10 protein-coding genes and 4 tRNA genes are annotated in these 11844 nt (G+C 66.6%); 1 reads left to right on the top strand and 13 read right to left on the bottom strand.

Annotated elements, in window-relative coordinates; all coding sequences use genetic code 11:
- Window position 1 precedes the first annotated feature (1 nt).
- The 11 genes from KL788_RS02700 to KL788_RS02750 all read right to left on the bottom strand — a co-directional run bounded on the left by KL788_RS02700 (window position 2) and on the right by KL788_RS02750 (window position 9149).
- Window positions 2-766 (bottom strand): YebC/PmpR family DNA-binding transcriptional regulator, encoded by a 765-nt coding sequence (locus KL788_RS02700; RefSeq protein WP_293168266.1) that lies wholly within the window; start codon window positions 764-766, stop codon window positions 2-4.
- Between the two features lie 48 nt (window positions 767-814).
- Complete coding sequence (locus KL788_RS02705; RefSeq protein WP_293168268.1) at window positions 815-1447, bottom strand: hypothetical protein; 633 nt, start codon at window positions 1445-1447, stop codon at window positions 815-817.
- Window positions 1448-1463: 16 nt separating this feature from the next.
- Window positions 1464-2075 (bottom strand): pyridoxal 5'-phosphate synthase glutaminase subunit PdxT, encoded by a 612-nt coding sequence (gene pdxT, locus KL788_RS02710; RefSeq protein WP_293168270.1) that lies wholly within the window; start codon window positions 2073-2075, stop codon window positions 1464-1466.
- The gene (gene pdxS, locus KL788_RS02715; protein ID WP_293168272.1) at window positions 2065-2967 is read right to left on the bottom strand and encodes a pyridoxal 5'-phosphate synthase lyase subunit PdxS; all 903 of its coding nucleotides are present in this window, start codon (window positions 2965-2967) and stop codon (window positions 2065-2067) included. The genes pdxT and pdxS overlap by 11 nt, the downstream gene beginning before the upstream one ends.
- A 78-nt stretch (window positions 2968-3045) precedes the next feature.
- Window positions 3046-3621: an HIT family protein gene (locus tag KL788_RS02720; protein ID WP_293168274.1), complete on the bottom strand. Its 576-nt coding sequence runs from the start codon at window positions 3619-3621 to the stop codon at window positions 3046-3048.
- A gap of 13 nt (window positions 3622-3634) precedes the next feature.
- Window positions 3635-5548, bottom strand: a complete 1914-nt coding sequence (gene thrS / locus KL788_RS02725; protein ID WP_293173107.1) for a threonine--tRNA ligase — start codon at window positions 5546-5548, stop codon at window positions 3635-3637.
- Window positions 5549-5744: 196 nt separating this feature from the next.
- Window positions 5745-6824 (bottom strand): hypothetical protein, encoded by a 1080-nt coding sequence (locus KL788_RS02730; RefSeq protein ID WP_293168276.1) that lies wholly within the window; start codon window positions 6822-6824, stop codon window positions 5745-5747.
- Window positions 6825-6915: 91 nt separating this feature from the next.
- Window positions 6916-8796: a glycosyltransferase family 2 protein gene (locus KL788_RS02735; RefSeq protein WP_293168278.1), complete on the bottom strand. Its 1881-nt coding sequence runs from the start codon at window positions 8794-8796 to the stop codon at window positions 6916-6918.
- A 61-nt stretch (window positions 8797-8857) separates the two neighbouring features.
- Window positions 8858-8932 (bottom strand) — tRNA-Val (locus KL788_RS02740).
- 36 nt (window positions 8933-8968) lie between these two features.
- Window positions 8969-9039, bottom strand: a tRNA-Cys gene (locus KL788_RS02745).
- 38 nt (window positions 9040-9077) lie between these two features.
- Window positions 9078-9149: transfer RNA gene (locus KL788_RS02750), tRNA-Gly, on the bottom strand.
- Window positions 9150-9287: 138 nt separating this feature from the next.
- Between KL788_RS02750 and KL788_RS02755 the strand changes: the two genes are divergently transcribed.
- Window positions 9288-9363: transfer RNA gene (locus KL788_RS02755), tRNA-Val, on the top strand.
- Between the two features lie 4 nt (window positions 9364-9367).
- Here the strand turns inward: KL788_RS02755 and KL788_RS02760 are convergent.
- Window positions 9368-10453 (bottom strand): hypothetical protein, encoded by a 1086-nt coding sequence (locus tag KL788_RS02760; RefSeq protein ID WP_293168280.1) that lies wholly within the window; start codon window positions 10451-10453, stop codon window positions 9368-9370.
- Between the two features lie 97 nt (window positions 10454-10550).
- Window positions 10551-11762, bottom strand: a complete 1212-nt coding sequence (locus KL788_RS02765) for an ammonium transporter (protein WP_293168281.1) — start codon at window positions 11760-11762, stop codon at window positions 10551-10553.
- Window positions 11763-11844: the final 82 nt, after the last annotated feature.

The following is an 11844-nucleotide window of genomic DNA, read 5'->3' on the forward strand; positions in this document are numbered from 1 at the left end:
GCTACTCGTCGTCGTTGTCGAGCTCGGCGCGAACCTCTGACGTCAGTGAGACGTTGGTGAACACGTTTTGCACGTCGTCAAGCTCGTCCATCGCATCGACGAGGCGGAAGAGCTTGCGCGCCGTGTCGACATCGGCCTCGATCTGCAGGTTGGCCACGAACTCAGCCTCAGCCGAGTCGTACTCGATGCCCGCCTGCTGCAGCGCCTCGCGCGCCGCGAGCAGGTGCGAGGGGTCGGTGATGACCTCGAAGCCCCCACCCTGGTCGATGACCTCCTCGGCGCCGGCGTCGAGCACAGCCATGAGGATGTCGTCTTCAGTCACACCGTCGGTCTTCGTGATCGAGATCACGCCCTTGCGGCTGAAGTTGTAGGCGACGCTGCCCGGGTCGGCCATCGTGCCACCATTGCGCGACATCGCCGTGCGCACCTCGGCCGCAGCACGGTTGCGATTGTCGGTGAGGCACTCGATGAGCAGCGCGAGGCCTCCGGGGCCGTAGCCCTCGTACATGATCGTCTGGTAGTCGACCGACTCGCCCGTGAGGCCCGCGCCGCGCTTGATCGCGCGCTCGATGTTGTCGTTCGGCACCGAGGTCTTCTTGGCCTTCTGCACGGCGTCGACGAGAGTCGGGTTGCCGCTCAGGTCGGCGCCGCCGATCTTGGCGGCGACCTCGATGTTCTTGATCAGCTTGGCGAACGACTTCGCGCGGCGACTGTCGATGATCGCCTTCTTGTGCTTCGTCGTCGCCCACTTGGAATGGCCTGACATAGTGCTCCTCGCGGGTCTGCAGTGCCCCGTTAGTTTAGGGCAGGGCGGTCAGTGACCCTGCTGAACGGCGCCGCTGACCGCAGAGGGGCGAATGCCCGCTCGGCGCAGCTCGATGGCGGCGAGATCGCGCAGAAGGTCGGGCTGCTGGCTGCGCCACGCCGCCGCGGGGTCGGGGTGCACGGCCACAAGCTGGCCGAGGGGAGCACGCGCGAGAGCGCGCGCGGCGAGCGTGTCAACGGTCAGCCCGCGCGCGATCATGGCGCGCATGCGGCCCGAGCGTCGGGCGAATCGCACGCGCGGAACCAGCCAGATGAGGGCGATCAGCAGTAGCGGCACGAGTGCGACCGACCAGCCCACGCTCACCGCGATGAACTCGACGAGCTGCTGCTGACCGCGACCGGCATCGGCGACAGACTGCCCGGCTGATGCGGCCGCATCGAAGGGGGCGCGGATGCCGTCACCGATCACGGGAACGTCTCCGAGGGCGTCTGCCGCGTCGAGCAGCCCGGCCTGGAAGTCGAGCCCGGCTGTCTCGAGGTCGCGGCCGAAAGCGGCCAGCGTGCGGATCGCGGCCGCGATCGACGCGGCGATCGTCACCACGACGATGACCGAGATGACGCCGACGATGTCGGCGATGATCTGGCGGGTGCGAGCGGCCGGATAGTCGGAGTAGAGGCTCATGCCCCCATCGTGTCAGCTAACCGGCAGACGACGCGGCGGCGACGTGCTCGAGGAACCGTTCGTGGAACCGGGTCTCCGACGCCACCTCAGGGTGGAACGAGGTACCGAGCAGTCGCCCCTGCTCGACCGCGACGATGCGACCGTCGTCGAGCGAGGCAAGTACGTCGACGCCCTCGCCGACCTCGACGACCACGGGAGCGCGGATGAAGACAGCGTGCACGGGCGGCTCGCCGAGCACGGGCACGTCGAGGTCAGTCTCGAACGACTCGAGCTGGGTGCCGAAGGCGTTGCGTCGCACTGCCACATCGAGCCCGCCGAGCGTCTGCTGGCCCTCGATCGCGTCGTGCACGCGGTCGGCGAGCATGATGAGCCCGGCGCACGTGCCATACACCGGCATGCCGCCCGCGATGCGCTCGCGCAGCGGCTCGCGCAGACCGAACAGGCGACTGAGCTTGTCCATGACGCTCGACTCTCCACCGGGAATGACGAGACCGGCGACCTCTGAGAGCTGTGCCGTCGTACGCACTTCACGCACGTCGGCACCGAGCGCACGCAACAGGGCGACATGCTCGCGCACATCGCCCTGCAGCGCGAAGACTCCGACGGGCGGAAGTTCGCTACCAGCCACGCTCAGAGAGACGGTGCGGTGCCGGCAGGTCGGCGACGTTGATGCCGACCATGGCCTCGCCCAGACCACGCGACGCTTCAGCCACGATGGCCGGGTCGTTGTAGCCCGCGGTCGCCTTGACGATCGCTGCCGCGCGCGCGGCCGGGTTGCCCGACTTGAAGACGCCCGAGCCGACGAACACGCCGTCGGCACCGAGCTGCATCATGAGCGCGGCATCGGCGGGCGTCGCGACGCCACCGGCCGTGAACAGCACGACGGGCAGCTTTCCGGTCTGCGCGACCTCGGCGACGAGCTCGTACGGCGCCTGCAGCTCTTTCGCCGCGACGTACCACTCGTCAGGAGCCTTGGCCGACAGTGCCCGGATCTCGCCGAGGATCGTGCGGATGTGCTTGGTGGCCTCGGAAACGTCACCCGTGCCGGCCTCGCCCTTCGAGCGAATCATGGCCGCGCCCTCGGTGATGCGGCGCAGCGCCTCGCCGAGGTTGGTCGCCCCGCACACGAACGGCACCGTGAAGGGCCACTTGTCGATGTGGTTGACGTAGTCGGCGGGGCTCAGCACCTCCGACTCGTCGATGTAGTCGACGCCCAGCGACTGCAGCACCTGCGCCTCGACGAAGTGGCCGATGCGGGCCTTCGCCATGACGGGAATCGATACTGTCGCGATGATCTCGTCGATCAGGTCGGGGTCGCTCATGCGGGCAACTCCGCCCTGGGCGCGGATGTCGGCCGGCACGCGCTCGAGCGCCATGACGGCGACGGCCCCAGCGTCTTCAGCAATACGCGCTTGCTCGGCGTTCACGACGTCCATGATGACGCCGCCTTTGAGCATTTCTGCGAGTCCGCGCTTGACGCGGCTCGTGCCCTGCACGCTCGTCGTCGTGGTCTCGGTCATGGTCTATCGGCCCTTTCTGGCACGGTGCGCGCGATCGCGCGCGCGAGGAGTTTCAGTGGTGCGGCGGCGCGCGCCAGTCTACTGCGGCGATTCTGAGGGCCAGGCCCGCGCGATCTCGTCGCGCACCTCGCCGAGCAGCCGCGGCACGGCCTTCGTGCCGGCGATGATCGGAAAGAAGTTTGAGTCGAGCGCCCACCGAGGAACAATGTGCTGGTGCAGATGTGCCGCGATTCCGGCGCCGGCGATGCGACCCTGATTCATGCCGATGTTGAACCCCTGGCACCCGGAGGTGGCGCTGAGCACGCGCATCGCTGTCTGCGTGAGGGCACCGATCTCGGCGATCTCGTCGGGCGTCGCTTCGTCATACAGCGCAACATGCCGGTACGGGCACACCAGCAGGTGACCACTGTTGTACGGGTAGAGGTTGAGCAGCACGTAGGCGTGTTCGCCGCGCGCGACGATCAAGGCCTGCTTGTCGTCGAGCTCAGGAGCCCGACAGAACGGGCAGGCGTCGTCGTCGGGCTGCTGCCCGTTCTCGATGTAGACGAGGCGATGCGGAGTCCAGAGCCGTTGAAAGGCGTCGGGCACGCCCGCCAAGGACGCACCGTTCTCGGCGTCGACGCCGTCGATGCTCGCAGACTGCCTGTCAGTCATGAACGGATGCTCGCTACAGCTCGGCCGACCGGGTCGCGATCGCCGTGGTGATGCGCTCGACCGCCTCGGCCACTGGCACCCCGTTGACCTGGGTGCCGTCGCGGAACCGGAAGCTCACGGCGCCGTTGGCACGATCTTCCTCCCCCGCGATAAGCAAATAAGGCACCTTGCCCTTCGTGTGCGTGCGGATCTTCTTCTGCATACGCTCGTCAGAGTCATCAACGTGCGCGCGCACGCCCGCCGCGGCGAGCTGCCCGATCACGCCTCCGAGGTACTCGGCGTATTCTTCTGCGACGGGGATGCCTACGACCTGCTCGGGGGCCAGCCATACGGGGAAAGCTCCGGCATAGTGCTCGAGCAGAATCGCGAAGAACCGCTCCATCGAGCCGAGCAGCGCGCGGTGGATCATGATCGGCCGCTGCTTGCTGCCATCACTCGCGGTGTACTCGAGCTCGAAGCGCTCGGGCAGGTTGGGGTCGATCTGCACGGTCGACAGCTGCCAGGTGCGCCCGATGGCATCGCGCGCCTGTACCGAAATCTTCGGGCCATAAAAGGCCGCTCCGCCGGGGTCGTCGACGAGCTCGAGGCCCGACGCGAGCGCGACGCGCCGCAGAGCCCCGGTCGTCTCCTCCCACATCGACTCGTCGCCGAGCCACTTCGCCTTCTCGTCGTCGCGCGTCGAGAGCTCGAGGTAGAAATCGGTCAGGCCGAAGTCGCGCAGCATGCTCAGCACGAGATCGAGCGTCTTTGCGACCTCTTCTTCGAGCTGGTCGGGTCGCACGAAGAGATGCGCGTCGTCCATCGTGAGGCCCCGCACCCGCGTGAGGCCGTGCAGTGCACCCGAGAGCTCATTGCGGTAGACGGCTCCGAACTCGCTGTAGCGCAGGGGCAGATCGCGATAGCTGCGCGGGCGCTCGCGGTAGATCAAGATGTGGAACGGGCAGTTCATGGGCTTGAGGTAATAGTCCTGCCCCGCCTTGGTCACCTTGCCGTCGGCGTCGCGCTCTTCATCGAGGCGCATGGCCGGAAACATGCCGTCGGCATAGTTCGTGAGATGCCCGCTCTGCACGAAGAGGTCGCCCTTGGTGATGTGCGGCGTGTAGACGTACGAGTAGCCAGCCTCACGGTTGCGTCGCATCGCGTGCTGCTCCATCTCTTGCCGCACGATCGCACCGCGCGGGTGCCAGACCGACATGCCGCTGCCGATCTCGATGGGGAACGAGAAGAAGTCGAGCTCGGCCCCGAGCTTGCGGTGGTCGCGCTTCGCGGCTTCTTCGAGGCGTCCGAGGTGCTCGCGCAGGGCATCCTTCGACGGCCACGCCGTGCCGTAGATGCGCTGCAGCTGCGGGTTCTTCTCGCTGCCGCGCCAGTACGCCGCCGCAACGCGCGTGAGAGACCAGCCGTTGCCGATCATGCGGGTGTTCGGCAGGTGCGGGCCGCGGCAGAGGTCTTTCCAGTAGACCTCGCCGGTCTTGCCGTCGACGTTGTCGTAGATCGTCAGCTCGCCGCCGCCGACCTCGACGCTCTCGCCGTCAGCGCCCGAGCCTGCCGAGCCCTTCAGCCCGATCAGCTCAAGCTTGTAGGGCTCGTTCACGAGCTCGGCCCGCGCCTCCTCGTCCGTCACGACCCGCCGCACGAACCGCTGCCCTTGCCGAATGATGCGGTCCATGGCCTTACTGAGCGCGGCGAGATCGTCGGTCGTGAACGGAGTCTCGACGTCGAAGTCGTAGTAGAAGCCGTCGGTGATTGGCGGGCCGATACCGAGCCTGGCCTCGGGGTTGATCGATTGCACCGCCTGGGCGAGCACGTGGGCAGCCGAGTGCCGCAAGATCGCGAGACCATCGGGCGAACTGATCGTGACCGGCTCAGCGTGATCCCCGGGCTGCAGGCGGTGAGCGAGATCACGCAGCTCGCCGTCGACCCGCATGGCGACCACCGAGCGGTCGCTGAAGATACCGAAGCCGTCGGTGGCCTCTGCCACGTCGACCGCCTCAGGGGCGGGCGGAACGACGGACTTCTCTGCCGGGGCGGCGTCAGGCACGCGTGCTCCTTTGGTGCGGTAGGGCGGGCGGGATGGCGTCGTCAACTCTACCGGCGAGCATCCGGCCTCGATTCGCGATCACTCAGCCGACGAGCATCGACCAGGCGTCGATGGTCCGCGCCATCCACTCCCGCACCACAGGTCGGTCGAATGCGGCGAGCCACGCGAGAGCAACCTGGCCCAGAGCAACGGCATCGACCAGCACATTCGAGCTGATCGTGCGTGCAGAAGGGATGATGGCGATGGCGAGAAGCGTCAGGATCGCGAAGTTCACCCCCGCTGCGGCAGGGTGGAAGACCCCCAGCACGAAGGCGATGTTGAGCAGCAGGAAGACGATCGTCGACACCGCAATGGTGCGAGGCCGCCGCACGATGACCGCGACGAGCCATGCACTGGCGAGCTGAGCGGCGATGAGCCAGCCGGTCGGGGTCGCGTACCGCACGACGAGCTCAGACAACCCCGGTGCGATGCTGCCGATGATCACCTCGACGTCGCTCGTCGGCCACGGCGTGCCGAAGAACAGGATGTTCAAGAAGGCAATGGTCGCGAAAGCCCCGAGGGTGGGGAAGGCGATGACGAGCATGTTCGCGGCGCGCAGCCCCGGCGCTGCGGCCCGACCGTGCCGGAGGAACGGCGAGGCGAGCACGATGATCACCGCGAAGAGGATGCCCGAGGGGTCGCTGAAGGCGGCGAGCATGATGAGGATCCCGCCCCGGAACCCCGACTCGGTGTTGCCCCAGTTCACAAAGCGCACGACGTCGCCCAGTGCCAGCCCGAAGAAGGTCAGGGCCAGGAATCCGGGCAGGTTCTCGAGCGCGAAATAGGCGAACAACGGGTTCGCGGCGAGGGCGATGATGAGAATGATGCCCGTCGACCGCGGAATCGCGCGCTGCGCGATGATCTCCGCCACTTTCTGCAGCAGGAATCCCGCGGCGATGGCACCCATCAGGCTCAGGCCGAGGCGTCCGAACGGGTTGGCGGCGGCGAGCATGATCGACACGTGCGGGTAGAGCAGCGCGAGCCACTCGGCGTCTCCGCGGTTCCAGTCGATGCTGGCGAGGCTCGCGACCAGGTCGGCATTCGGAGTGTCGGCAGGCGCGGGCAGCAGCGAGTGCAGCAGCGCGAGGAGCGCGAGAGGGGTCGCGAGTCCGAGACGGAGCATCCACCTTGCCACAGGGCCCCGCGGGAACGCGTCGAATCGGGTTCGCGGCGGCGCACCGCGGTTGCTGCGATCGCGCCGCAGTGCGGGGGCTTCAATGGTGCTGGACATGAGTCGTCAGACCGTGTTCGGTCTTCTCCCAGTAGTGCGGGTTGGTGAGCAGCTGCCACAGCGCCTTGTACGACGCGATCGAGTGCAGCAGCCAGTAGACGGGGTTCAGCAATGCCCAGAGCACGAGATAGAACGTGCCGCGCTTGTACGGTCCCATCATCGAGAGGTAGATCATCACGACGTTGCCGATGACGAAGTTCAGCAGGGTGAGCCACAGCAGCCAGATCGGGAACAGGCCGGCGAGTGCGGTCACCGGCAGGAAGACCGTCAGCACGGTGACGATGTAGAACGGGATCACCCCGAGGAAGGTCGCGGGCGTACCGGCGATGAGCAGCACGAAGCTCACGAATCGTCGCAGGCCGATCTGACGGATGAGCGCCACCGGCTGCCGGGCGTGCACGAGGGTCGTCTGCATGTAGCCCTTGATCCAGCGGGAACGCTGCCGGATGAAGTTGGGTATCGAGGTGTTCGCCTCTTCCATCGTCGTCGAGTTGATGACGCCGACTCGGTAGCCGAGCGCGCTCGCGCGAATGCCGAGGTCGGCGTCTTCCGTCACGTTGTACGGGTCCCAGCCGCCAAGCTCGATGAGCGCCGAGGTGCGGAAGTGGTTCGAGGTGCCCCCGAGCGGAATCGGCAGATCGCCGAAGTCAAGCCCCGCCAGCATGTAGTCGAACCAATAGCTGTACTCGAGGGTGAACATGCGAGTGAGCGCATTCTCGCGGTCATTGAAGTAGTTGAGAGAGGCCTGCAGGCACACCGTTTCTTCGCCGCCCCGCCGAAAAGCGACGACAGCCTTCTTCAACTGGTCGGGGTCAGGCGTGTCTTCGGCGTCGTAAATGACGAGGTAGTCGCCCGTCGCGAAGTACAAGCCCACATTGCACGCGCGAGGCTTCGTCTGCGGGTGCCCCTTCGGGATCGTCACGATACGAAAGTGGGGTGGCGGCTTCGACGAGAGCACGGCATCCCGCGTCTCGTGGTCCTCCTCCTCGATGAGAATCAGAACCTCGAGCTTCTCGGTCGGGTAGTCCAGACCGCCGAGATTGCGAATGAGCTGGCCGACGATGTTGGCTTCGCGGAACACCGGTACGAGCACCGTGTACCGCGGAAGTTCGCGATCGATGAGCGCCTCGACCTGTGCACGGGTGATGCGCTCGACGACGTCATACCGCGCACCACGCATCGCGACGAAGAACTTGAAGCTCGTGCCGGCGAGGAAGGTGACGCTCATGACCGTGAGCACGCCGATCGCGGTGGGAAGCGGCCAGAGCACGGCGCTCACGAGCAGCGCGACGGCGAGCACGGCGCCTCCGACCTTCTGGCCGCGGCTGAAAGTGACTCGCGCCGACATCTCCGGATTCTGCCGCCAGAGTTCGTTGGCTGCCTCGTCGGCGATCTCGGCGCGGAAGAGGCGCAGGCAGGCATTCTTGATGTCCCACGATGTCGTCGCGACAAACTGCAGCTCGGCGCCAGCGAGCAGGTGGCGGATGCGCTCGACACGCTCGGGCGCGACACCGCGTGCGGTCGCCACGAAGATGGTGCCTGCCGCATTGCGACGGATGGGCAGCCAGTTCTCGCTGATGTACGTCTGGCCAGAGACGCGCCGCACGAGCTCGTCGTCGAAGGTCACCGCGGCCAGGTCGATGGGATGAATGCCCCACGACTTCGCCTCGACAAGCAGTAGAGATTCAGAATCGAGCAGGCCTTCGCTGATGAGCACCTGGTCGATATGAGCGCCCGTGCGCTGCTTGACCTGCCGCGCGAACTCGAGATTCTCTGGTGACACGAGGCCCGAGCGCAGCAACAGATCGGCGAACGCCTCGCTGTCGTTGACGCGCACGCCGCTTGTCTCTCCCCCCGGAGCCATGCCACCAGCCTAGGTGCTGAGGCGCACCAGTGCTCGCCCCAGAAAGGGGTAGAGGGGGGTGTGGTGGGCGATACTGGGATCGAACCAGTGACCTCTTCCGTGTCAGGGAAGCGCGCTACCGCTGCGCCAATCGCCCATTCTCATGGGGTGTTTCTTCGGTGTGGTAGCTGTGAGGTGGCGACGGGATTCGAACCCGTGTATACGGCTTTGCAGGCCGCTGCCTCGCCTCTCGGCCACGCCACCGTGGGCAACGCCCCCAACTACCAGAGGGCTGTCACTCGAGCGGATGACGAGATTCGAACTCGCGACCCTCACCTTGGCAAGGTGATGCGCTACCACTGCGCCACATCCGCATGTTGCTTCCCGTTGCCGGGCTGCATCGAAACTCTAGCCCACATTTTCATCGACGGCCAAACCGGCGCGCGCGGCGATGAAGATGGTCGACGGGCGGCCGGATGCTCTCCCCCGTTTGTGGCAAGATGGTGTCGCACGGGCGATTGGCGCAGTTGGTAGCGCGCTTCCTTCACACGGAAGAGGTCATCAGTTCGAGTCTGGTATCGCCCACCACGACCTATTCTTCCGCGTCGCCGGCCTTCGTCGCCTGCTGTGCGGCCGTCGTCGACCGACGTTCGGCGATCACGATGGCGATGAGCGCGGCCCCCGCGCACAGCAGTCCCGACCCGAATGCTCCGACCGCGACCGCGATCACGGCTCCGAGCTGCGCGGCGACGAGCGCGGTCGAGCCCGTCGCGGCCATCCCGAAACCATCGGCAAGCAGCGCCAGCACGGTGCCTCCCACGGCGACCGCCACGATGATGCCGATCGACACGCGTCGTTCGACGATCGCCCCCGAGGGGGCGCGCACGACGATTGCCACCCCGGCTGCCGTGGCGATGACAGCCGTGGCGCCCAGGGCCGTCGGGGCCAGGAAAGGCACTCCGAGCCCGATAGCGCCCCAGGCAATGACGACACCCGTCGTCAGACCCGACGGTGAGAAGGGCCTACCCGCTATGCGCTCGATCAGCCACCACATCAGGGCACCCAGAACCAGGCCCACGATCGAGTTCGCGAGTGTTCTGCCCGTGGCCACGCTCAGCACGCGCTCTGCGCCCACCATCCACGCCGTGGCACCGACGGCCACGAGCCCGGCCGGCACCATCCCCCGGGGTCGGCTCAGCGCCGCCAGGTCGCTCACCACACGTCGACGAGGGCCCGGTAGCAGGGACGCAGCGATCATCGACGCCGAGGCCGCGACGTGGGTCGCGAGCACTGCCGAGAAGTCGACCGCGCCGAAGACGATCTGCACGAGCGAAGGCACCGAACCGACGGTGGCGGCGAACACCGGCTGGAAGACGAGCACCGACCAGAGGCTCGCGAAAACGGCGGCGCCGACGGGCCCGAAGCGGGCCGCGAGAATCGCCACCCCGCCAGCGATCGCTCCGGCGAACGATGCGTCGAGCACGCGGGCGGGCAGGTCGCTCGGGCTCGAGAGCACAGCATTCAGGGCCCACGAGGCGACCATGCCGACGACGACCGCGGCCGATGCACTCGCCGCTCGAGCCCGGATCGAGACCCTGTCGATCAGCAGGAGCCCTAGGGGAATCAGCAGCACGAGCAGCGCGGCGATGAGCTGGAGAGGCACATCGCTGGTCACCATGACGTCAAACCTCCTTGCGCATAGACACCGAAGGGCGCTACCCCCTTGCGAGAGTAGCGCCCTGGAATCCCCCGAGAGGGATCGAGAAGTGCCGGTGTTACTTGGTCTCGAACACGTAGCTGGTCTCGCCGTGCACGATCGGGTCGATGCCCGCGATCTCGTCTTCTTCCTTGATGCGGAAGCCGATGGACTTCTCGATCGCGAAGCCGATGATGAAGGCGACCACGAACGAGTAGATCATCACACCGAAGGCGGCGATCGCCTGCACCGCGAGCTGACCGAGGTCGCCGCCCGTGAAGAGGCCGGTGTCGATCGCGAAGAAGCCCAGGTACAGGGTTCCGATGAGGCCACCGACGAGGTGGATGCCGACGACGTCGAGCGAGTCGTCGAATCCGAGCTTGAACTTCAGCTCGATCGCGAGAGCGCACAGCACACCGGCAATGACACCCAGCAGCAGAGCCCAGCCCGGTGCGAGGTTGGCGCACGCCGGGGTGATGGCGACCAGACCAGCGATCGCACCCGAACCGGCGCCGACCGAGGTGGGCTTGCCGTCCTTGATCTTCTCGACGATGAGCCAGCCGAGAATCGCGGCGGCAGTGGCGACGAGCGTGTTGGTGACGATGAGGCCGACGAGCGCGAGGTCGTTGAGGAACTCAGCGCCAGCGTTGAAGCCGAACCAGCCGAACCACAGGATGCCGGCGCCCAGCAGCACGAACGGCGGGTTGTGAGGCACGTGAGCACCCTTGGCGAACCCGACCCGCTTGCCGAGCACGAGCGCGAGCGCCAGGGCCGCAGCACCGGCGTTGATGTGCACAGCCGTACCACCCGCGTAGTCGATGACGCCCGGGAGCCCGAGCGTGTTGCCGAGCTCGAGGATCCAGCCTCCGCCCCACACCCACGCGGCAACGGGGAAGTAGACGAGCGTCGCCCAGATGCCGGCGAAGATCATCCACGAGCCGAACTTGGCCCGGTCGGCGATGGCACCTGAGATGAGCGCGACGGTGATGATCGCGAAGGTCGCGCCGAACGCAGCGCCTACAAGCGTCTCATTGTCGCCCGCGGCCGCCATGAGGCCGAAGTCTGAGAACGGGTTGCCGAACAGTTCGGTCGGTCCGCCGACGGCAGACATGTTGAACCCGTACAGCACCCAGAGGACGCTGATGAGGCCCATCGCGCCGAAGCTCATCATCATCATGCTGATGACGCTCTTGGCCTTGACGAGACCGCCATAGAAGAACGCGACGCCCGGGGTCATGAACAGAACCAGGGCGGTGGCCGTAATGGCCCAACTGAGTTCGCCGGTATCCATCTGTTTCTACCTCTCATAGTGGAACGTGGGTCGTGACGGTCGGGTCAGGGGAACCCAGCACGACGGTCAGCCGTCGCGGTCA

This window comes from Microcella sp., assembly GCF_019739195.1.
Lineage (GTDB): Bacteria > Actinomycetota > Actinomycetes > Actinomycetales > Microbacteriaceae > Microcella.